Genomic DNA, 22354 nt, shown 5'->3' on the forward strand with positions numbered 1-22354 from the left:
GCGTGGCTTCCCCTGAGCGTGCCGAAGACGCGACCCGCCTGCGCACGACCCTGGCGCGGATCGCCCCCGGCACGAGCCTGCGCGACGGTCTCGAGCGGATCCTGCGCGGCCGCACCGGCGCCCTGATCGTGCTCGGCCACGACAAGGAGGTCGAGGGCATCGTCACCGGCGGGTTCCTGCTCGACGTGCCCTTCTCCGCCACCGCCCTGCGCGAGCTGGCCAAGATGGACGGCGGCATCGTCCTGGACCGCGACATCTCGCGCATCCACCGGGCCAACGTGCACCTGATGCCCGACCACACCATCCCCTCGGAGGAGACCGGCACCCGGCACCGCACCGCCGACCGGGTGGCCAAGCAGACCGGGGCACCGGTCATCTCGGTGTCGCAGTCGATGCAGATCATCGCGATCTACGTCGGCTCGATCCGCTACGTCCTCGAGGACTCCGGCTCGATCCTGGCGCGCGCCAACCAGGCCCTGGCCACGCTCGAGCGCTACAAGGTGCGGCTCGACGAGGTCTCCAGCACGCTCTCCGCGCTGGAGATCGAGGACCTGGTGACCGTGCGCGACGTCGCCGTCGTCGCCCAGCGCCTGGAGATGGTCAGCCGGATCGCCCGCGAGATCGACGACTACGTCAACGAGCTCGGCACCGACGGCCGGCTGCTCTCGCTCCAGCTCGAGGAGCTGGTCACCGGGGTCGACGCCGAGCGGGCGCTGGTGGTCCGCGACTACCAGGCCGGCGGACGCCGCGACCACCCGGCCGAGGAGATCCTGGCCGACCTCGAGGGGCTGCTGCCGACCGAGCTGGTCGACATCGGGTCCGTGGCCCGGGCGCTCGGGCTGGGCCAGGGCGAGCTGCTGGACGGCGCGGTCACCCCGCGCGGTCACCGCCTGCTGGCCAAGGTCCCCCGCCTGCCCTCGACGGTGGTCGACCGCCTGGTCGAGCACTTCGAGACGCTCCAGAAGCTGCTCTCGGCCAGCGTGGAGGACCTCCAGATGGTCGACGGCGTCGGCGAGCTGCGGGCCCGCAGCGTCCGCGAGGGGCTGTCCCGGCTGGCGGAGTCCAGCATCCTCGAGCGCTACGTCTGACGCAGCCCGTCCACCAACTGCGCGGACGCAACACCGACCCTCGGGTCGGCGGGCGGTCAGCCGTGCTTGCTGGCGGTGGCGCTCGGGGAGGGTGCCGAGGAACCCCGTCCGGCGCGGGCCGAGGGGCTGGCCTTCGGGGTCGGGGTGGGCGTCTGGGTGACCCGGCGCGCCGGGGCGCGGGTGACCTGGAACTGCCGGTCGGTCGGCGTGGACCCGAAGGCCGCCGCGACCACGTGGTAGAAGCCCGGGAGCGCCCAGTCGGGCGAGCTCGAGCAGTCGGAGTCCGAGCGGCGACCGCTCCACCGGACCGGGACGGTGGTCGCCACGCCGCTGCGGACCACCACCTCCTTGGTCGGGACGGCCTGGGGGCAGTCCTGGCTGGACCAGATCCGGTCGCTGCCCGAGGTGATCTTGACGACCACGGTCGAGGAGGACACCTTGAAGGTGCAGGCGGGCTGGGTCCCCTGCAGCTGCAGGTCGATCGTGCTCCGCACGCCCGCCCACGCCTGGGGGATGGACGGGGTGACCGTGACCTCGTCGTCGGTGCACGGACCGCTGGGGGCCACGAGGGGCACCGCCGAGCCGGTGGCCGTGGCCGTCGCCGTGGCGGTGCCGGTCGGCGTACCGGGCGTGGCCACCGCGGTGGGACCCACCGGGGACGAGGACGAGGGCTTCGCCGCGGCCTTGGCCGCCGCGTCCGTCGCCGTGGCGGAGGTGTCCGCGCCGCCGCCGCCGAGCAGCTTGCCGATCCCGAGCACCAGGAGCAGGGCCACGAGGACCACCAGCCCACGACGGACCCAGTAGACCCGCTGCGGCAGTCGGCCTCGAGGAGTCGTCGGCGCGCCCATGAGGTCACGCTACGGCGGGCGCCGGGTCGATCGACGTTCCCACGCCGAGGCCCGGGGTCGTGACCGCTGGGGTGGGATGGGGTGCGGTGGGGTTGGATGGGGGCGAGATGAGCCAGCTGCACTCCCCCGTCCTGAGGTGGTACGCCGAGCACGCCCGCGACCTGCCCTGGCGGCGCCCCGAGGCCACGCCGTGGTCGGTGATGGTCTCGGAGTTCATGCTGCAGCAGACGCCGGTCGCCCGGGTCCTGCCGGTCCACGCCGCCTGGCTGGAGACCTGGCCGACGCCCGGCGCGCTCGCCGACGCCCCGAGCGGCGAGGCCGTGCGCGCCTGGGGCCGGCTGGGCTACCCCCGGCGGGCCCTGCGCCTGCACGCCGCCGCGACCGCGATCGTCGACCGCCACGGGGGCGAGGTGCCCTCGGACCACGCCGAGCTGCTCGCGCTGCCCGGGGTGGGCGACTACACCGCCAGCGCGATCGCCTCCTTCGCCTTCGGCCGGCGCCACGTCGTGCTGGACACCAACGTGCGCCGGGTGTTCGCGCGCGCGGTCGCGGGGGTGGAGTTCCCCGGCGCGTCGGTGACCAGGGCCGAGCGCGTGCTGGCCGAGGACCTCGTGCCCGAGGAGGATCCGGCCACCTGGGCGGTCGCGGTGATGGAGCTGGGCGCGCTGGTCTGCCGGGCCCAGGACCCGGTCTGCTCGGCCTGCCCGATCGCGACGTCGTGCGCCTGGGTCCAGGCCGGCCGACCGGCGTACGACGGACCGCCGCGGCGCGGCCAGGCCTGGGCCGGCACGGACCGGATGGTGCGCGGCCGGCTGCTCGCGGTCCTGCGCGACCACGAGGGAAGCGTGGCCCGCGAGCGGCTCGAGCAGGCCTGGGAGGAGCCGGTCCAGCGCGAGCGCGCCCTGGCCAGCCTCCTGGTCGACGGCCTGGTCGTGGAGGTCGACGGCCGGTTCGCCCTCCCCGGCTGACACCACTCCCCTGCGTACGCCGAACGGCCCACCCGGTCTCCCGGGTGGGCCGTTCGTGTCGAGCAGGTGGGTCAGTCGACCTTGGGGACGTCGACGGGACCGTCGCTGTCGTCGGGACCCTCACCGGGCACCGGGCCGCCGACGTGCTCGAGCGGCGGGGAGTCCGGGAGCGGGGAGCCCTTGGAGCTGCCCTCGAAGGTGAATGTCGCCTCCTTGCCCTCGCCCTCGACGCCGACCAGCACGATCTGGCCGGGGCCGACCTCGCCGAACAGCATCTTCTCGGCCAGCACGTCCTCGATCTCGCGCTGGATCGTGCGGCGCAGCGGACGGGCACCGAGGACCGGGTCGAACCCGCGGGTGGCGAGCAGGTCCTTGGCGGGCTGGGTGAGCTCCAGCGACATGTCGCGGTCCTTCATCCGCAGCTCCACCGAGGCGACCATGTTGTCGACCATCGCGATGATCTGGTCCTTGGTCAGCGGCGGGAACACGATGATCTCGTCCACGCGGTTGAGGAACTCGGGCCGGAAGTGCTGCTTGAGCTCCTCGGAGACCTTGTTCTTCATCCGGTCGTAGGTGCCCTCGTCGCCCGACTGGTTGAAGCCCAGGCTGACGCCCTTGGAGATGTCGCGGGTGCCGAGGTTCGTGGTCATGATGATCACGGTGTTCTTGAAGTCCACGACCCGACCCTGGGAGTCGGTCAGGCGACCCTCCTCCAGGATCTGCAGCAGGCTGTTGAAGATGTCGGGGTGGGCCTTCTCGACCTCGTCGAACAGCACGACCGAGAACGGCTTGCGCCGCACCTTCTCGGTCAGCTGGCCGCCCTCTTCGTAGCCGACGTAGCCGGGGGGCGAGCCGAAGAGCCGCGAGACGGTGTGCTTCTCGCTGAACTCCGACATGTCGAGCTGGATCAGGGAGTCCTCGTCGCCGAAGAGGAACTCGGCGAGCGTCTTGGACAGCCAGGTCTTCCCGACGCCCGAGGGCCCGGCGAAGATGAACGACCCACCGGGGCGCTTGGGGTCCTTGAGGCCGGCACGCGTGCGTCGGATCGCCCGGCTGAGCGCCTTGACGGCCTCGTCCTGGCCGATGACGCGCTTGTGCAGCTCGTCCTCCATCTTGAGCAGTCGCGTGGACTCCTCCTCCGACAGCTTGACGATCGGGATGCCGGTGGCGACGGCGAGGACCTCGGCGATGAGCTCCTCGTCGACCTCCGCGACGACGTCCATGTCGCCGGCGCGCCACTGCTTCTCGCGCTCGCCCTTGGCCAGGATGAGCTGCTTCTCCTCGTCACGCAGGCGGGCGGCGGCCTCGAAGTCCTGCCCGTCGATCGCCCCCTCCTTGCGCTTGCGCACCTCGCCGATCTTGTCGTCGAACTCGCGCAGGTCCGGCGGCGCGGTCATCCGGCGGATCCGCAACCGGGAACCGGCCTCGTCGATGAGGTCGATCGCCTTGTCGGGCAGGAAGCGGTCGGAGATGTAGCGGTCGGCCAGGGTCGCCGCCGAGACCAGCGCCTCGTCGGTGATCGTGACGCGGTGGTGGGCCTCGTAGCGGTCGCGCAGACCCTTGAGCATCTCGATGGTGTTGGCGATCGAGGGCTCGTTGACCTGGATCGGCTGGAAGCGGCGCTCGAGGGCGGCGTCCTTCTCCAGGTGCTTGCGGTACTCGTCGAGCGTGGTGGCACCGATGGTCTGGAGCTCACCGCGGGCCAGCATCGGCTTGAGGATGCTGGCGGCGTCGATCGCGCCCTCGGCCGCGCCGGCCCCGACGAGGGTGTGGATCTCGTCGATGAACAGCACGATGTCGCCGCGGGTGCGGATCTCCTTGAGGACCTTCTTCAGCCGCTCCTCGAAGTCACCGCGGTAGCGGGAGCCGGCGACCAGCGCACCCAGGTCGAGGGTGTAGATCTGCTTGTCCTTGAGCGTCTCGGGGACGTCGCCCTTGACGATGTCCTGGGCCAGGCCCTCGACGATCGTGGTCTTGCCGACGCCGGGCTCGCCGATCAGCACGGGGTTGTTCTTCGTGCGCCGCGACAGGATCTGCATGACGCGCTCGATCTCCTGCGCACGTCCGATGACCGGGTCGAGCTTACCCTCCTTGGCCGCCTGGGTCAGGTTGCGGCCGAACTGGTCGAGCACGAGCGAGGACGACGGCGCGGCCTCCGGCGCGGTGCCGGCGGTCTGCTGCTCCTTGCCCTGGTAGCCCGACAGCAGCTGGATGACCTGCTGGCGCACGCGGTTGAGGTCGGCGCCCAGCTTGTGCAGGACCTGGGCGGCGACGCCCTCGCCCTCGCGGATCAGGCCGAGCAGGATGTGCTCGGTGCCGATGTAGTTGTGGCCCAGCTGCAGCGCCTCGCGCAGGCTCAGCTCCAGGACCTTCTTGGCACGGGGGGTGAAGGGGATGTGGCCGCTCGGGGCCTGCTGGCCCTGGCCGATGATCTCCTCGACCTGGGCGCGCACGGCCTCCAGGGAGACGCCGAGGCTCTCCAGGGCCTTGGCGGCGATCCCGTCGCCCTCGTGGATCAGGCCGAGCAGGATGTGCTCGGTGCCGATGTAGTTGTGCGAGAGCATGCGGGCCTCTTCTTGGGCCAGCACGACGACTCGTCGGGCTCGGTCGGTGAACCGCTCGAACATGGGCTACTCCTCGGGGAACTCTCGCAGGGTCGACCAGTGCGACCCGCACGGCCTATCAAACCCTCCTGGCAGCCTACGTGTTCCGGTGCAACCGAGGTGATCGCTGACAGCGAACAGCAGCCCGTTCGTGACCCGCGGCCCGCCGGTGACGCCTCACCGACCGGTCTCAGCCCCCGGGCTGCACCAGCCCGTGCTCGTAGGCCCAGACCACCGCCTGGATCCGGTCGCGCAGGCCGAGCTTGCGCAGCACCTCCGCGACGTGGGACTTCACCGTCTCGGTCGCCACCACCAGCTCGGCGGCGATCTCGGCGTTCGAGCGGCCGCGGGCCAGGCCCATCAGCACGTCGCGCTCGCGCGGGCTCAGCGGGGCCAGGTCGGCCGGCGACCTCGCGGTCCCCCGCGCCGCGAAGTCGTCCACCAGCCGCCGGGTCACCGCCGGGCCGAGGAGCATCGCCCCCTCGGCCACCAGCCGCACGCCCTCCACCAGCCGCTCGGCCGTGACGTCCTTGAGCAGGAACCCGCTGGCGCCGGCACGGATGGCCTCGTAGACGTAGGAGTCGAGGTCGAAGGTGGTCAGCACCAGCACCCGGGTGGGCAGCTCGGCGGTCAGGACGCGGGTGGCCTCGATCCCGTCCAGCCGCGGCATCCGCACGTCGACCAGCGCCAGGTCCGGGGCCGTGCGCCGGGCCAGGTCGACCAGGGCCTGCCCGTCCGGGGCCGTCCCCACCACCTCGATCCCCGGCTGGGCGTCGAGCAGGGCGGCGAAGCCCGCGCAGATGACCGGCTGGTCGTCGGCGACGACGACCCGGGTCACCGGCGGTCCCCGTCGGCCAGGGGCAGCGTGGCCTCGACCACGAAGCCGCCGTCGCGCGGCCCGGCCACCAGGCGGCCGCCCAGCGCCTCCACCCGCTCCCGCATCCCGACCAGGCCGTGGCCGACGTCCCTGGTGCCCGCGGCCGAGCCCGGGGCCCGCCCCTCCTGCGGCAGGACGGCCGTCGGCGGCACCGCCGAGGCGGGGCGGGCGGGCAGGCCGACGAGAGGTGCGGTCTCCTCGGGCGTCGCCGACGACGCGGGGGCCGCGGCGGGCCCGGCGGCGGGAGGTCCGGCCGACGCGACCGAGACCACGGCGAGGTGCGCCGTGCGCTCGAGCCGGACGGTCACGGGCACCCCCGGCGCGTGCTTGCGGGCGTTGGTCAGGCCCTCCTGGACCACCCGGTAGGCGACGTACCCCACGGTCGGACCCACCTCGGACCGCACGTCACCGACGAGGTCCACCGGCTGCCCGGAGGACGACGAGCGCTCCACCAGCCCCGCGATGTCGCCCCAGGACGGCTGCGGGAGCCGGGCCCCGTCGACGCTGCGGCCCAGGATGCCGAGGACCCCGCGCAGCTCGTCGAGCGCCCGGCGGGCGTCGGCCGCGATCTCGGCCAGCACCGAGCGGGCCTCGGCGCCCAGCCCCGGGTGGGTGTACGGCGCGGTCTCGGCGCGCACCGCGATCAGCGAGACGTGGTGCGCCACCACGTCGTGGAGGTCCCGGGCGAGGCGGGCCCGCTCGGCGGTGACCTCGGACTGCTGCTCGACCGCGGAGGCCCGGTCGACCAGACCCGCCATCGCGTGCTCGCGGCGCTGCGCCAGACCGATCTGCCGACGCGCGGCCAGGGTGAGCCAGAGCAGCCCGCACAGGACGACCGCCCACCCCACGGCGACCGCACCGCGACCGGCCAGGACCGCGGTCTCGAACGGCCCCACGGGACCGGTCAGCACCATCTGCCGGACCAGCCCGACCACCAGGGAGAGCAGCGCGACGCCGGTGGCCAGCACGCCCGCCACGGGCCGGCGCCAGGAGCCGGCGATCGACACCCCGGCGAGCAGCACCAGCACCGCGGTCGGCGACGGGTCACCGAGCAGCACCACGGGCACCAGGGCGGCTCCGGCCACCACGAGCGCGAGCCACGGCACCCGCAGGGCGAGCAGGACCACCCCGGCCGCGCCGAGGGCGACCGCCAGGCCCACCAGGGGCGCCAGCCGCACGAGGGGTGACTGGAGGATCGAGGCCAGCCCCAGCTCGTCCGCGACCTGCGCCGCGGCCCCCAGCATCCCGCGGGACCCGAGCACGACCACCAGGGTCACGGCCGCGGCGGCCGCCGACGCGGCGCGCCAGGAGGCGGGGGGCTGCTCGTCCGTCGGCTCGAGGGCCTGTCGTGTGTCCACGGGACGATCCTGCTGGCGACGGGCACCGCTCCACCACCCCCGCGCGAGCGGACCCACCTCCCCCGTGCGGGGGACGAGCGGTCCACGAGGCGGGGACGGGCCGGGTCGGGTGGAGTCAGCCGGGGCCGGTCGGGCCGGGTGGGGTCAGGCAGGATCAGGCGGGGGCCGGTGGGGCCGGGTGGAGCCGGGGCGGCCCGAACTGGGTGCGCACGCCGGGCGACCACAGCACCGACTCGGGCGGGCCGTCGGCGATCCCGGGGAACCCGGCAGCGGCGAGCAGGCCGTCCTCGCACGCGATCAGCTGGGCGGAGCGCAGCGGCCAGGGCTCGTGGGTGTTGGGGATCCACAGCGGCCGGCGGCCGAGCCGGTGGTGCATCCCGAAGCGGGCGGTGAGGAAGACCGAGAGCGGGTCGCGCACCTCCTCCTCCCCCCGGCGTACGACGAACCGGGTGCCGGCCCCACGCGAGGGCGGGGCCAGCCGCGTCGAGGTGTAGCCGAGTCGCCCCTGCGCCCGGTCGATCGCGATCCTCGACCACCGGTAGCGCACGCCGACCGGGTCGGCGGCGGCGACCAGCGCCAGCCGCTCGGTCTCCAGCGAGCGGAACACCACGCCCCGCCGACCCTCGTCGTCGGTGGAGTAGAGCCGCACGTTGATCTCCCCGAACGTCCCGAAGAACGGGATCGGGTGCCCCAGCCCGAAGCCGGCGTCGCGCATCTCGAAGCCGATCAGGCCGATCCAGCTGGAGCCGTCGAAGACGTCCGGACGGGCGCCGGGGGGCATCCAGGGCTCGACCAGCTCCGGTGCGACGCGCCAGTGCAGGAACAGCAGGTCGGCCCAGACCTGGTCCATGACCACCGGCCCCTGGAAGCGGGGCGCCCGGTCCCGGACGGGCCCGGCAGCACCGTCGCGGTCGTCGCCCGGCTGCGCGGGCGGCGTGCTCGCGCTCAGAGCACGTCCTCGGGTTTCTCGGGCCGGGTGACGTGGAAGACCTCCGGGGGCCGACCCCACTCGTCGCGCCCGAGCCGGGAGACGGGTCGCAGGTGCTCGATCATCGGGTGGTCGCCGTCGAGGGCGTCGCTGCGCACCGAGATCGCGGTGACCAGGCCGAAGACGACGAAGGCGTGGCCGACCTCGACGATCCGCTCGAGGCGGCACTCGATCGACGCGGGCGAGGCGGCGACCCGCTCGGGGGCGACGGTGGCCGAGGGCTCCGTGGCGATGCCGAGCAGCCGCGCCTCGTCGTCGCCGTGCTCGAAGGGAGCGCTGGAGTCGTTGACCTGCTGGAAGAGGTCCTCGGAGGTCACGCTGACCACGAACTCGCCGGTCTGCTCGATGTTGGTGACCGTGTCCTTGTGCCCCAGGGAGCTGAACAAGATCACCGGCGGCTTTCCGCTGGCGACGGTGAAGAACGAGTGCGGGGCGAGGTTTCCGCGCCCCTGGGAATCCACCGTGGAGACCCACGCGATGGGCCGCGGGACGACCAGGGAGTTCAACAGCTTGTAGGCGTTGACGTCGTCGTCGGTGGGGTCGAAGACGGTCCGCTCGAATGCGGCGGGACCAGGGCCGGGGGAAGGCGTGTCGGGCATGGCCAGAAGCCTAGGACCCCCGCCCAGCCCGTGCGGGCCAGGACGGGGGTCCCGAGGTGGTGCGCAGTCGTGGGGGCGTCAGTGCGCGGCGGCGTACGCCTCGCGGACCTCGGCGGAGACGCGGCCCCGCTCGGGGACCTCGAAGCCGTTGTCACGGGCCCAGGCGCGGACCTCGGCCGCGGCGGGGCCGTTCGTGGTGCTCGCGCTGGAGCGGGGGGCGGAGGACCCGCCGGAGCGACGACCGCGGCCACCGGCCACGGGGCGGGCGTGGGCGACGTACGGCGCCAGGGCGTCGCGCAGGGCCGCCGCGTTGGCGTCGTTGAGGTCGATGGCGTACTCCTTGCCGTCGAGCCCGAAGGTCACCGTCTCCTCAGCATCGGTCTGGTCGATGTCGTCGATGAGAACGATGTTGACTTTCTGTGCCATTGCTTTTGCCGTCCTTTTCCAATGAATGCACCTCGGGGGTAGGCGCACGGGCGACGTTAACAGACCACTATGTGGATGAGAAAGAAATTCACTCGCGTCGCAGCAATGGGAAGAGAATCGTCTCTCGAATTCCCGCACCGGTGAGCAGCATCACCAACCGGTCGACACCCATTCCCATTCCACCGGCGGGCGGCATGCCGTATTCCATGGCCTTGAGGAAAACCTCGTCGAGCTCCATCGCCTCGGGGTCGCCGGCCGCGGCGAGCAGCGACTGGGCGGTGAGGCGCTCGCGCTGCACGACCGGGTCGTTGAGCTCGGAGTACGCCGGCGCCAGCTCGACGCCGTTGATGATCAGGTCCCACGCCTCGTTGAGCCCCGGCGCCGAGCGGTGGGCCTTGGCCAGCGGCTTGACGGCCGCCGGGTAGTCCATCACGAAGGTCGGGTCGATCAGGTCGTCCTCGCAGAGCTGCTCGTAGAGCTCGACGACGATCTCCTCCGCGCCCCACGCGGGCTGCAGCTCCACCTCGCGGGCGGCGGCGTGGCGGCGCAGGGTCTCGGCGTCGGTGTCGACGGTGACGTCCTCGCCCAGGGCCTCGGAGACCAGGTCGAGGATCGAGGCCTGCCGCCAGGGCGCCTCGAGGTCGATCTCGCGGCCGCCGCGTCCGGGGACCACCGTGCGACCGACGGCACGGGCGGCGTCGAGGACCAGGTCGCGGGTGAGCTCCATCATGGTGAACTGGTCGCCGTAGGCCTCGTAGGCCTCCAGCATCGAGAACTCCGCCGCGTGGGTGGAGTCGAGCCCCTCGTTGCGGAAGGTGCGGCCGATCTCGAAGACGCGGTCGACGCCGCCGATCATGGCGCGCTTGAGGTCCAGCTCCAGCGCGATCCGCAGCAGCATGTCCTGGTCGAGGGCGTTGAGGTGGGTGCGGAACGGCCGGGCCGCGGCACCGCCGTTGGTGAGCTGGAGGATCGGGGTCTCGACCTCGACGTACTCCCGCGCGTGCAGGGTCTCGCGCAGGCTGCGCAGCACGGTGGCCTTGGTGCGGACCATGTCGCGGGCCTCGGGCCGGATCATCATGTCGACGTAGCGCAACCGGATGCGGGCCTCGTCCGACAGCGGCCGGTGCTCGTTGGGCAGCGGGCGCAGCGTCTTGGCCGCCAGCTGCCAGGCGGTCGCCGCGACGCTGAGCTCGCCGCGGCGGCTGGTGACGACCTCGCCCTGGACCGCGAGCAGGTCGCCGATGTCGACGGAGGCCTTGAACTCCGCCAGCGGCTCCTCCCCCACCTCTGCCAGGCTGAGCATCACCTGGATCTCGGCGCCGTCGCCCTCGCGCAGGCGGGCGAAGCAGAGCTTGCCGGTGTTGCGCTGAAAGATCACCCGGCCGGTGATGGCGACCAGGTCGCCGGTGCGGGTGTCGGGCTCGAGCTCACCGGCCTCGAGGCGGGCGTCGTACGCCGATCGGATGGACCGGATGGTGCGGTCGCGCTCGACGGTCACGGGGTAGGGCTCGACCCCGGCGTCGAGCAGCCGCCGGCGCTTGTCCAGGCGCACCTGCATCTGCTCGGGCAGGTCGTCGGTCGGCTCGGGGGAGGGCGCGTCGCTCACCGGGCAAGGTTAGAGGCGCGCGGGCCCGGCCGTCGCCACGGGTGCGGGCCTCAGGTGTTGCGGGCGAAGACCAGCTCGAGGCCGCGCAGCGTCAGCCAGGGCTGGTGGTCGGTCAGGCTGCGGCACTCGGCCACCACGATCGGCGCCAGGCCGCCGGTGGCGACGACGTGGACGTCCTCCACCGGCACGTCCAGCTCCTCGACCATCCGGGCGACGATCCCGTCGACCTGACTGGCGAACCCGAAGACCACCCCCGAGCGCAGCGCCTCGACGGTGTTCTTGGCGATCACCCGCCGCGGGCGCAGCAGCTCGACCTGGCGCAGCTGGGCGCCGCGACGTCCGAGCGCCTCCAGCGAGATGTCGATGCCCGGGGCGATCGCGCCGCCGACGTACTCCCCCCGCGGGCTGACGACGTCGAAGGTCGTCGCGGTGCCGAAGTCCACCACGATGCAGGGGCCGTCGTAGAAGCTCGCCGCGGCCAGCGCGTTGACCACGCGGTCGGCCCCGACCTCGCGCGGGTCGTCCATCAGCACCGGCACGCCCGTGCGCACCCCCGGCTCCACGACGACGTGCGGCACGGTCCCGAACCGGCGCACGAGCATGTCGCGCCAGGCGTGCAGGACCGTCGGCACGGTCGCGCACAGGGAGACCCCCTTCACGTCGTCGCCGCTGCCGAGGGCGACGCTCTCGCGCAGCAGGCCGCCGACCAGCACCCCCCACTCGTCCGGCGTGCGCCGCTCGTCGGTGGCCACGCGCCAGTGGTCGAGCACCTCGCCGTCCTCGAGCAGGCCCAGCACCGTGTGGGAGTTGCCGATGTCGACGCACAGCAGGGCCACGGCGCTACGCCCCCAGGGTCAGGGCCGTGTTGTCGATCAGGCGGGTGCTGCCGACCCGGGCGGCGACCAGGAGCCGCGCCTCGCCGGCGGTGGGGACGGGCCCGAGGTCGGCACCGGTCAGCTCGAGGTAGTCCAGGTCCACGCCGTCGGCCCGGCGCAGCTCGTCGCGGGCCGCGGCCAGCGCGGCCTCCGCGCCCGCGGGCGCCGCCTGCTGCGCGGCCACCAGCGCGCGGTGCAGCGCCACGGCCCGCCGACGCTGCTCGGGGTCGAGGAAGCGGTTGCGGCTCGACAGCGCGAGGCCGTCGTCCTCCCGGACGGTCTCGGCGCCGACCACGTCGATCCCCAGGCACAGGTCCTCGACCATCCGGCGCACCAGCGCGAGCTGCTGGTAGTCCTTCTGGCCGAACACCGCCACGTCGGGCCGCACCAGCCCGAACAGCTTGGCCACGACCGTGAGCACCCCGCGGAAGTGGGTCGGGCGGCTGGCGCCCTCGAGCACCGTCCCCAGCGGACCCGGCTCGACGGTCACCTGCGGGTCGCCGCCGGGGTAGACCTCCTCGACCGAGGGCACCAGGACCACGTCGACGCCGTGGGTCTCGCAGACCTCGAGGTCGGCCTCCAGCGTGCGCGGGTAGCGGTCGAGGTCCTCCCCGGGGGCGAACTGCATCGGGTTGACGAAGATCGAGACCACGAGCGGGGCCTCGGGGCCGATCCGCTCGCGCGCCGTGGTGACCAGCGAGGCGTGCCCGGCGTGCAGGGCCCCCATGGTGGGGACCAGCCCGACGGGGCCGGGCCGCTCGGCCAGCGCCCGGCGCAGGTCCGCACGGGTGGGGACGACCAGGGGCCGCTCGCTCACCGGCGTCCGCCGCGGGCCGACCGCCCGGGACGCGGCGAGGGCAGGGACGAGGGCGCTACCGTGCGGGCACGGTCCACCGCGGCCGTCAGCACCCGCCGCAGGGAGGTGGCCCGGATCGGGAGCAGCCGACCCCCGAGGACGGCCCGGTCGGCGGTGGCCTCGGCCATCGCGACGTAGGTGGGCAGGATCGTCGGGGCGTGCTCGGCGATCTCGGCGAGGTGCGCCTGGACGGTGCGGACGTCCCCGCGCACGATGGGGCCGGTCAGGGCGGCGTCGCCCTGGGCGAGCGCGTTGTCCAGGGCGGCCGAGAGCAGCGGTCGCAGGGTCGCGGCCGGGTCCTGGGACCCCGAGGCGACCAGCAGGTCCATGGCCTGGCTGACCAGGGTGACCAGGTGGTTCGCGCCGTGGGCGAGGCCGGCGTGGTAGAGCGTGCGCTTGTCCTCGGGGACCCACAGCGGCACACCGTGGAGGTCGGCGACCAGGCCCTCGGCGTACGCCGTCTCGGCCGGGCCCGCGGTCACGCCGAAGACGCAGCCCGAGAGCCGGTCGAGGTCGATCGCGGTGCCGGTGAAGGTCATCGCGGGGTGCATCGCGACCGGGCGCGCGCCGACGCGGGCCGCGGCCGCCAGGACGGCGAGCCCGTGACGGCCCGAGGTGTGGCACACGACCTGACCCTCCCGGATCGCGCCGGCACCGACGAACGTCGTGACGACGTTCTCGAGCATGTCGTCGGGGACGGTCAGCAGCAGCAGGTCGCAGCTGCGCGCGACGTCGGTCGGCTTGGCGAGCGGGACGCCCGGGAGCAGGTCGGCGGCGCGGTCGCGGGAGGCCTGCGACTCACCCGCCGCCGACACGATCTCGTGCCCCGCGGCGCGCAGCGCGGCGGACAGGACGGCACCGACACGGCCGGCACCGACAACTCCGATTCGAGCCATCGAACTCATCGCCCTTCGTTCCAGTCCCTGACGGGTACCGGACTACTTGGTGACTGGCTCAGCGAGCGTACGCCGACCCGCGCGGCCGCGGAACGCGAACGAGCAGTGGGCCCCGTCACACGTCACGCCGCGCCCCGCACCCGACCGAGACACGTCCGGGCAGGTCCGAAGGCACTCCCGGGGCGCTCCCGGGGCGCGCGAGAGACCGCGCCGGCGCGACCGGGGCACTATCTTGTGCCTACTGCCGAGCGCTCGACCCTGACCAGAGGACGTGAACACCAAGTGAACAGGCCCGCCTTGCCGGCCCCCCCCAGGACCCTGCGGCAGAGGGCGGCGGTCAGGACCCGTGTCCGGGCCCGGGTCGAGAAGGTGCGCCGGCGCCGGGAGCGCAAGCGCGAGCAGCAGAGCATGGAGTGGTACCGCGCGGCGCTGGACCTGCCCGTGGAGCCCGGCACCGTCTTCTACGAGGCCTTCCACGGCAACGGCGTGCTCGACAACCCCGAGGCGCTGTTCCGCCACCTGCTGGCCCGCGCCGACATGCAGCACCTGACCCACGTCTGGTCCCTGGACACGCTGTCGCGCCACAAGGTCGTGCAGCGCGAGTTCGCGGCCCACCCGCGCGTGCGGTTCGTGGCCCACGGCTCGCGCGGACACGAGCACGCCCTGGCCACCGCCGGCTACCTGGTCAACAACTCCACGTGGCCCCAGCGCTTCGTCAAGCGCGAGGGCCAGACCTACCTCAACACCTGGCACGGCGTCCCGCTCAAGCACATGGGCATGGACATGCGGCGGGGCGGCGTCGAGTCGCGCAACGTCACCCGCAACTTCCTGCACGCCGACTACCTGCTCTCGGCGAACCCCTACATGACCGACGTGATGTACCGGAAGGCCTACCGCCTCCAGGGGGTCTTCGAGGGTGCCGTGATCGAGGAGGGCCAGCCCCGCCTCGACGTCCAGCACGCCGCCGACGCCGACCGGGCCGAGGCGCGCCGGTCGCTGGCGAGCAAGGGCCTGGCGCTCGACGAGCGCCCGGTGGTGCTCCTGGCCCCCACGTGGCGCGGCCGGGCCTTCGCCGAGGCCGTCAACGACCTGAACCTGCTGCGCACCACCGTCGACACGCTGCGCGAGCAGCTCGGCGCGGGCGTCCAGGTGCTGCTCAAGACCCACCAGTCGGTCCACGAGATGGCCCGGGGCGGCCTCGCCCCCGACTTCCCCCTGGTCGACAACAGCATCCCGACCAACCTCCTGCTCGGCGTCACCGACGTGCTGATCACCGACTACTCGAGCATCTTCTTCGACTTCCTGGCCACCGAGCGGCCCGTGGTGTTCCACAGCCACGACCTCGCGACGTACGCCGAGCGGCGCGGGCTCTACCTCACCCCCGAGGAGCTGCCCGGGCCGGTCTGCGGCGACCTCGACCAGCTCGTGACCGAGGTGCGCGACGCGCTCGCCCGGACCGGCACCTCGGAGCGCAGCCGCGAGGCCGCCGAGCGGTTCGCCCCCCACGACGACGGCCGGGTGTGCGAGCGCGTCGTGGCGCTGGTCTTCGAGGGGGCCGAGGAGTCGGCGTACCGCGTGCACCGCGACTTCGGCACCCAGAAGGAGAAGCTGCTCATCTACCTGGGCGGCATGAAGTCCAACGGGATCATGTCATCGGCGCACAACCTGCTGCGCCACCTGGACCACGACCGGTTCGACGTGACCGCCTACTGGTGGTTCAGCCGCGGGCGCATCCGCAGCCGCAACGCCCAGCTGGTCGACCCCCGCGTGCGGGTGCTGCCCCGCGCGGCGACGTACGTCGGCACCAAGCACGAGGTCGAGCGCGAGCGGTTCCGGCTGCTCAACGAGGGGATGAGCACCACCCTGTCGGAGGAGCACCTGACCTTCTGGCGGCGCGAGTACAAGCGGATGTTCGGCGACGCCACCTTCGACTACCTGGTCGACTTCAGCGGCTACGGCTGCTTCTCTCCGTTCCTGTTCACCGGCGCCCCGAACGACCCGATCACCAGCATCTGGCTGCACAACGACATGCGCTCGGACCACCAGCGCGAGACCGCGGGCGTGCGCCACCTCGAGAGCCGCCTGGGCTCGGTCTTCACCACCTACCGCCACATGGACCGGCTGGTCTCGGTCTCCCCGAGCCTCGACGAGCTCAACAAGCAGCACCTCGCCGACTACGCCGCGCCCGAGAAGTTCACCCACGCGATGAACACCATCGACGGCGAGCGCATCCTCGAGCTGGCCGACCAGGACCCGGACGTCGCCGTGGGCCGGGGCGAGATGCCGCCCGAGGACTTCTTCTCCGACGCCACCACCGTGTTCGTCTCGGTCGGCCGCCTCTCCCCGGAGAAGAACCAGGCCCGGATGATCGAGGCCTTCGCCCGGGTGCACGCCCGGCAGCCGCAGGTCCGGCTGCTGGTGCTCGGCGGGGGCGGGCTCGAGGACGAGCTGCGCGAGCTGGTCGACCGGCTGGGTCTCCACGACGTCGTGCACCTCGCCGGCCAGGTCGACAACCCGTTCCCGTTCATGCGGCGCTCCGACTGCTTCGTGCTCTCGAGCAACTACGAGGGTCAGCCGATGGTCATCCTCGAGGCCCGCGTGCTCGGCATGCCCGTGCTCACGACGGACTTCGACACCGTGCACGACTCCATGCCGGCCGGCGCCGGGCTGGTCGTCCGCCGTGACGTCGGCGCGCTGGCCGAGGGCCTGGAGGCGTTCCTGGCCGGCGACGTGCCCGCGAGCACCCTGGACGTCGAGCACTACAACGTGGCGTGCGTGCGGCAGTTCGAGGCCGCGATCACCTCGCGCGACGCCGCCCCCGCGGAGGAGCCCGAGGCCTGATCCGCCCCGGGCGGGCGACTCACCAGCCCAGCAGGTCGACCAGCCGGTCGACGACGCGGGCCGAGGCGCCCCCGTCGTCGAGCGGGCAGAAGGCCGCGCGGAAGTCGGCCCGGGCCTGCGCGTCGGCGTCGCCGGGGCGGGCGAGGGCGGCCAGGACGCCCGGGGTGTCGCGCACCACCGGACCGGGCGCCCGCTCCGCGATGTCGAAGTACGTCCCGGGGTGGACGTCGCGGTAGGTCTCGAGGTCGGGGACCAGCAGGACGATCGGCCGCCCGGTCAGGCAGAAGTCGAACATCACCGAGGAGTAGTCGGTGACCAGGGCGTCGGCCGCGCACAGCAGGTCGGCCGCGTCGGGGTAGCGGGTGACGTCCACGACCCGGCCCTCGTGGCGCAGGTCGCGCTGGCGGCTGGCGTTGTAGTGGCCGCGCACCAGCAGGGTCGTCCCCGGGGACCCCTCCAGGAACGCCGCCACGTCGAGGTGGACCGGCTTGGCCACCCGGTGGCCGGCGTTGTCGCGCCACGTCGGCGCGTAGAGCACCACCCTCTCCTCCGACGTCAGCCCGAGCTCGGCCCGCACCCGGGCGCCGACGGCGTCGCGGTGGGGCCCGAGCAGCACGTCGTTGCGTGGCTGGCCCGCCTCCAGCAGCGTCCCGCCGAACCGGAAGGCGGAGCGGAAGACCGGGGAGCACCAGGGGCTCGGTGAGACCAGCAGGTCCCAGCCCGCGGCCTGGGAGGCGACCACCTCGCGGTGGCGCCAGGTGGCGAGGTCGCCGGGGCCGCGGTCCTCGCCGATGCGCTTGAGCGGCACGCCGTGCCAGGTCTGCACGTGGACCATCCCGGGGCGCTTGCGCCACCAGTCCGGCGCCGAGGCGTTGCTGACGTACGCCGCGGCACCGGCCAGCACCTTGAACATCTCCGGAGTACGCCGCGGCACCGCGCGCGTCCCCTCCGGCACCCGCACCGAGGGGTCGTCGACGAGCCAGACCAGGTCGGCGTCGAGGTCGCGCCGGGCCAGCTCGCGCCCCACCGCCAGGGGGTTGTCGGCCACCGAGCGTCCGGCGAAGGACTCCAGGACCACCGTGCGCCGCAGCGCCTCGACCGACCGCGGCGTCCACACGTTCATCCGCAGGCGCCGGCTGCGCGCCGAGTCGTCGCGCAGCGCCACCGGCGGCCCGACCACCAGCGCGCCCGGCGCCGGGTGCAGGGCCAGGCGCTCGCCGACCCACTCGGTCCCGGGCTCGGCCAGGTCGGCGGCCCAGGCCACCGCGAGGGTGTCGAGCGTCCCGCGCGCCCGCGCCTCCACGGCGTACCTCCCGGCGGGCAGGAGCACGTCGTGGGAGAACAGCGGCGTGGTCAGGCCCACGGTGACCGAGAAGGACCCGTCGTCGCCCGGGGCCACCGGCGCCCAGCCGGTCTCGACCACGGGCCCCACCAGGCGCACCTCGAGCGGCGCATCGCGCACGGGACCCCGGCCCACCAGGCGGAGCTCCTCGGGCGCCAGGTCGGCTCCGGTCAGGACGACGTCGGCCGCGGGCGTCGGCGCGGGCAGCCCGAGGGTTCGGCTGAGGCCGTGCAGCGAGACGGTCACGCGACGCCCGCCCGGGGGGACGTCGCCCAGCCGACCGGCGGCCACCGTGGCCTCGAAGCCGCAGTCGGCGTGGTCCTCGTGCTCCCGCGCGGCCCACACGTCCGCGGACGGGTCGGGACGGGGCGTCACGGTGAGGGCGACGCCGTCGACCTCGACGCGGGGCAGCCGGTCGGGCGCCTCGGGGACGGCGGTGACCAGGGCGTTGCCGCGCAGGCGCCAGGTCCCGTCGTCCTCGCGCGGCTCCAGCAGCCGCACCTGGAGCCGGCGGTCGGCGCGCTCGAGCCGGCGCCACTCCTCGGGGACCGCGTCGAGCCAGCCCCCGGCCCCGACGACGACCCCGTCGTGGTGCGGCAGGCCCCGCGGGTGCTGCAGCAGGAAGGACGCCGCAGCCCGGACGTCGGCCAGGGTGCCGTCGGCGGCGACCCGGGCGCGCAGGCGGCTCTCGACCGTGAGGTCCGCCCTGGCGCCGGGCTCGCCCAGGTGGCCGACCAGCACCCCGGCCAGGCGCGCGACCTCGGGCAGGGCCGTGGCCCGGCCGGCGAGGGCGTCGGTGACGACGTCGCCGAGGACACCGCCGACCAGCGCCGCGGCGTGCGGCGTCCGCAGCTCCGCGGGCAGTCCGGCCGAGGCCGCCTCGACCCCGCGGCAGGCGGCCGCGCACCGGTCGGGTCGGTGCCGCCGCCGCTCCTCCACCGGGAGGTCGACGTCGCCGGACTCCTCGGTGACCACCACGACCTCGGTCGAGACCACGACGGTCCCGGCGCCCAGCAGCGCCCGGGTCCCGGCCAGGGCGGGTCCGTCCCAGGGCACGGGGGCCGTCGCGGCCGCCCGCCAGGCCGACCCGCTCACGACCAGGCCGCGGAGGTCCACCAGCGCCAGCACCCCGGGGTGCTGGCGTGGGTCGACGCTCCCACCGGGGCCGCCGGCCGCGCCGGGAGGGGTGCGGCGCAGCACCACGCCGGCGGCCCGGTGCGCCACGGCGCCCCGGCCGGCCTCGGCGCCGGCGGCCCGCAGCTGGCGCACGAGACCGGCCAGCGCGTCGAGCTGGAGCTCGTCCTCGGGCTCGACGAAGACGACCGGGCCCTCGACGCCGTCGGGCACCTCGATCGTCGCGGCCGGGCTGAGGACGCACCTACCGACGCCGGCGGCGGTGCGGCGTCGGCGTACGTCGTCCTGGGCCGGGTCGCCGGTCGACCTCAGCACGACGGTCAGGTCGCCCAGGGGGTTGCCGGGGCGTGGGAGGCGCTCGGCCAGGGACCGGCGCCAGCGGGACAGGGCGCTCACCGGCAGCGGCCGGACGGGCGTCGGTGCGGTGTCACCGACGTGGGCTCAGGCGTCCGGGGCGGCGGCCTTCGCGCGCCGACCGTGCAGGCGCGTGCCCTTGGGCCGGGGAACCCGCGAGAGGTCTCCGATGTTGTTGGCGTGGCGCAGGACGACGTAGCGCGTGATCCGGCGACCGATCGACCGGCGCCAGTGGGGCTTGCGCATGACCGCGAGGGTGTCGCCCCAGTAGTGGTCCTCGGTGATCGAGGAGTAGACGAAGCGCTGCCCGTCGGGGCCGGTCTCGGGCCAGTCGGTCGAGACGCCCAGCAGCTCCATCTGCGCCCAGGCCGCGAGCGCCCGCATGCCGTCGGGGTAGTAGCGGAAGCAGTCGTACGTCGAGTGGTGGTGACCGCGCGAGGGCACCGTCATCATGAACCGGCCGCCGGGCCGCAGCACCCGGGCGATCTCCAGGATGGAGGCCTGCGGGAACGGGATGTGCTCGAAGACCTGGCCCGAGATCACGATGTCCTGCGACGCCGTGGGCAGCGGGATCCGGTAGGGCTCGGTCATCACGATGTCGACGTTCGCCCCGCCCTGGATGTCGATCCCGGTGTAGGTGATGTCGTAGCCCTCGAACAGCTCGTGGTGGTTCAGCTTCTGGCCCTTGTTGATGAAGGAACCGAAGTCCAGGACGTCGTAGTGGCGGTCCTTCCTCATCTGCCGCGAGACGGCTCGACCCATGAGGTTCAACGCATTCTGGTGCACGGTGACGTCCTTCGAGGTGCTGTCCGATGGGCCACCGACACTAACCCGCCGTTCCTGTCATCTGGCGGAACGGACCCGCGCGCGTGCCGTCTCGCGAGAGGGTGTCCGCGCCGCCCCGGGTGGGGGGTGACGTCGAACGGCTAGCACGGCCCCGGGAGTATCGGGGCCAGGCCCGCCGGATCCGTCAAGAAAAGTCCCCCATTCCGGCTAAATGCGACATATGGTGATCTCACCCCGTCCCAGCGTCGCCCCCCAGGAGTCCCGGTGCCTCTCTCCCGTCGAACCAAGGTCGCGGCCTGCGCCGTCCTCGGCCTGGCCGTCCCCCTGGTCACCCTGGCCGCTCCCGCCCAGGCGGCGTACCGCCGGACCGCCAACCTCCAGGTCGTCGCCCCGGGCGTCGGCAGCGTGAAGCTGGACTGGGCCGACGTGGCCGGCGCCCCGGGCTACCGGGTGCGCTACTCGACCTCGCGGACCATGGCCGCCTCCCGCGCCGCCTGGTTCGCCGCGAGCACCGGGACCGTCACCGGCCTCGCCCCGGGCCGGACCTACTACTTCACCAGCGCCGTCGCCCGGCCGACGGGCCGCGCGCTCGGTGCGTACGTCGGCACGCCGTACCCCTCGGCGGTGCCGCTCTACGCCACCCCGTCCTCGCTGCGCTCGACCGCCCGTGACACCACCTCGGTCAAGCTCGCGTGGGGCGCCGTCAGCGGAGCCCCCGGCTACCGGCTGCGCTGGTCGACCGCCTCCGACATGTCCAACGCCGCGACCGGCTGGTTCCCCAGCGCGGCCGCAGCGGTGACCGGTCTGCGGTCGGGCGTCGGCTACCACTTCACCGTGGCCGTCGCCCGCAGCGCCGGCGCCGACCTCGGTGCCCGCACCTCCGCCCCGGTCACCGTCGCCACCACGAAGCCGGTCCCCGCACCGACGCCCACGCCCACGCCCGCACCGGTGCAGGTGCCCACCCGCGGCAGCTTCGACCTGCACGCGGCCTCCTTCAACATCAGCACGGTCAACGCCGACGCGAAGGACTCACCGCACGACCCGTGGTCGGTGCGCAAGGCCGTGGTCGCGAGCCAGATCCTGGGCCAGTCGCCCAGCAACGAGACCAGCCCGTCCGCCGACGTCGTCGCCCTCCAGGAGGCCTCCCAGTCGCGGACCAACGGCACCCTGACCCAGTTCCAGGACCTCCTGGCCTCCCTGAACGCGCTCAAGTCGGGGAGCGAGCGATACCTGGGGGTCCCGGGCAGCTCGCAGGCCACCCACATCGCCTACAACGACACCGACGTGGCCCTCGTGACCAGCGGGGTGCTGACCTGGGCCGACCAGGAGACGGTCGTCGACCCGATCCGGTCGATGCCGTGGGCGATCTTCCAGATCCGCTCCACCGGGGCCAAGTTCTTCTTCGCCAGCGCGCACCTGGAGACCGCCAGCGAGCCGATCCGCCGCGCGCAGTGGGGCGAGCTGCTCGCCAAGGTGCCCGGCCTGTCGCAGGGTCTGCCGGTCGTCTTCGGCGGCGACTTCAACTCGCCCCGCGGCGGGGTCTCCCAGTGCCCGACCCCGGCCAACCCCACCGCCAGCGCGATGCTGCCCCTGATGAAGCCCGCGGGCTTCGGGGACACCCTGGGCCAGCAGTCCTGCGGGAAGTACCTGATCAGCACCGGCCGGGCGCAGTCGGTGGTCAACGGCAACATCAACTCGGTGAACTCCTGGCACCGCGCCCTCAACCACTACACCAACACCGACTGGATCGGGCAGATGGTCGACTACCTCTTCGCCAGCAACAACCTGGTGGTCAAGCGCTGGGAGCAGGTCGTCGACCAGCAGAACTACACCTTCCAGGGCATCATGCCCTCGGACCACAACATGCTGCGGGCGACCATCACGATCCCGGCGGCCTGAGCAGGGTCCC

17 protein-coding genes are annotated in these 22354 nt (G+C 73.6%); 4 read left to right on the top strand and 13 right to left on the bottom strand.

Annotated features, from left to right (window positions below; translation table 11 throughout):
* Nucleotides 1-2: 2 nt before the first annotated feature.
* Entirely contained in the window at nt 3-1088 is a 1086-nt protein-coding gene (gene disA / locus ACYVDA_RS10525; protein WP_460818043.1) for a DNA integrity scanning diadenylate cyclase DisA, read from the top strand.
* A gap of 56 nt (nt 1089-1144) precedes the next feature.
* Here disA and ACYVDA_RS10530 read toward each other — a convergent pair whose 3' ends face one another.
* Nucleotides 1145-1936 carry a hypothetical protein gene (locus ACYVDA_RS10530; protein WP_460818047.1) on the bottom strand — a complete coding sequence of 264 codons (792 nt, stop codon included), beginning with the start codon at nt 1934-1936 and terminating at the stop codon, nt 1145-1147.
* Nucleotides 1937-2043: 107 nt separating this feature from the next.
* Between ACYVDA_RS10530 and ACYVDA_RS10535 the strand changes: the two genes are divergently transcribed.
* Complete coding sequence (locus ACYVDA_RS10535) at nt 2044-2904, top strand: HhH-GPD family protein (RefSeq protein ID WP_460818052.1); 861 nt, start codon at nt 2044-2046, stop codon at nt 2902-2904.
* 71 nt (nt 2905-2975) lie between these two features.
* Here the strand turns inward: ACYVDA_RS10535 and ACYVDA_RS10540 are convergent, their stop codons facing one another.
* The 10 genes from ACYVDA_RS10540 to ACYVDA_RS10585 all read right to left on the bottom strand — a co-directional run bounded on the left by ACYVDA_RS10540 (nt 2976) and on the right by ACYVDA_RS10585 (nt 13988).
* Entirely contained in the window at nt 2976-5531 is a 2556-nt protein-coding gene (locus tag ACYVDA_RS10540) for an ATP-dependent Clp protease ATP-binding subunit (protein WP_460818054.1), read from the bottom strand.
* 166 nt (nt 5532-5697) lie between these two features.
* Nucleotides 5698-6345: a response regulator gene (locus tag ACYVDA_RS10545; RefSeq protein ID WP_460818057.1), complete on the bottom strand. Its 648-nt coding sequence runs from the start codon at nt 6343-6345 to the stop codon at nt 5698-5700.
* Complete coding sequence (locus ACYVDA_RS10550; RefSeq protein WP_460818059.1) at nt 6342-7742, bottom strand: sensor histidine kinase; 1401 nt, start codon at nt 7740-7742, stop codon at nt 6342-6344. Before ACYVDA_RS10550 ends, ACYVDA_RS10545 begins: the two co-directional genes overlap by 4 nt.
* 154 nt (nt 7743-7896) lie before the next feature.
* Nucleotides 7897-8592, bottom strand: a complete 696-nt coding sequence (locus ACYVDA_RS10555) for a YqjF family protein (RefSeq protein ID WP_460818061.1) — start codon at nt 8590-8592, stop codon at nt 7897-7899.
* Between the two features lie 95 nt (nt 8593-8687).
* Nucleotides 8688-9329 carry a flavin reductase family protein gene (locus tag ACYVDA_RS10560; RefSeq protein WP_460818064.1) on the bottom strand — a complete coding sequence of 214 codons (642 nt, stop codon included), beginning with the start codon at nt 9327-9329 and terminating at the stop codon, nt 8688-8690.
* A 78-nt stretch (nt 9330-9407) separates the two neighbouring features.
* On the bottom strand, nt 9408-9755 hold the full coding sequence (locus tag ACYVDA_RS10565; RefSeq protein WP_460818066.1) for a histone-like nucleoid-structuring protein Lsr2: 348 nt from the start codon (nt 9753-9755) through the stop codon (nt 9408-9410).
* Nucleotides 9756-9843: 88 nt separating this feature from the next.
* On the bottom strand, nt 9844-11313 hold the full coding sequence (gene lysS / locus ACYVDA_RS10570; protein WP_460818172.1) for a lysine--tRNA ligase: 1470 nt from the start codon (nt 11311-11313) through the stop codon (nt 9844-9846).
* Nucleotides 11314-11411: 98 nt separating this feature from the next.
* Nucleotides 11412-12197, bottom strand: a complete 786-nt coding sequence (locus tag ACYVDA_RS10575) for a type III pantothenate kinase (RefSeq protein WP_460818069.1) — start codon at nt 12195-12197, stop codon at nt 11412-11414.
* Nucleotides 12198-12201: 4 nt separating this feature from the next.
* Nucleotides 12202-13053 (bottom strand): pantoate--beta-alanine ligase, encoded by an 852-nt coding sequence (gene panC / locus ACYVDA_RS10580; protein ID WP_460818072.1) that lies wholly within the window; start codon nt 13051-13053, stop codon nt 12202-12204.
* Nucleotides 13050-13988: a Rossmann-like and DUF2520 domain-containing protein gene (locus tag ACYVDA_RS10585; RefSeq protein ID WP_460818075.1), complete on the bottom strand. Its 939-nt coding sequence runs from the start codon at nt 13986-13988 to the stop codon at nt 13050-13052. Before ACYVDA_RS10585 ends, panC begins: the two co-directional genes overlap by 4 nt.
* Before the next feature lie 369 nt (nt 13989-14357).
* Between ACYVDA_RS10585 and ACYVDA_RS10590 the strand changes: the two genes are divergently transcribed.
* On the top strand, nt 14358-16829 hold the full coding sequence (locus ACYVDA_RS10590; protein ID WP_460818078.1) for a CDP-glycerol glycerophosphotransferase family protein: 2472 nt from the start codon (nt 14358-14360) through the stop codon (nt 16827-16829).
* A 19-nt stretch (nt 16830-16848) separates the two neighbouring features.
* Here the strand turns inward: ACYVDA_RS10590 and ACYVDA_RS10595 are convergent, their stop codons facing one another.
* Nucleotides 16849-19701, bottom strand: a complete 2853-nt coding sequence (locus tag ACYVDA_RS10595) for a CDP-glycerol glycerophosphotransferase family protein (RefSeq protein ID WP_460818081.1) — start codon at nt 19699-19701, stop codon at nt 16849-16851.
* A gap of 45 nt (nt 19702-19746) precedes the next feature.
* Entirely contained in the window at nt 19747-20421 is a 675-nt protein-coding gene (locus ACYVDA_RS10600) for a methyltransferase domain-containing protein (RefSeq protein ID WP_460818085.1), read from the bottom strand.
* Nucleotides 20422-20709: 288 nt separating this feature from the next.
* Between ACYVDA_RS10600 and ACYVDA_RS10605 the strand changes: the two genes are divergently transcribed.
* Nucleotides 20710-22344, top strand: coding sequence for an endonuclease/exonuclease/phosphatase family protein (locus tag ACYVDA_RS10605; RefSeq protein ID WP_460818087.1), 1635 nt, complete (start codon nt 20710-20712; stop codon nt 22342-22344).
* Nucleotides 22345-22354 lie beyond the last annotated feature (10 nt).

This window comes from Nocardioides korecus (assembly GCF_054778395.1).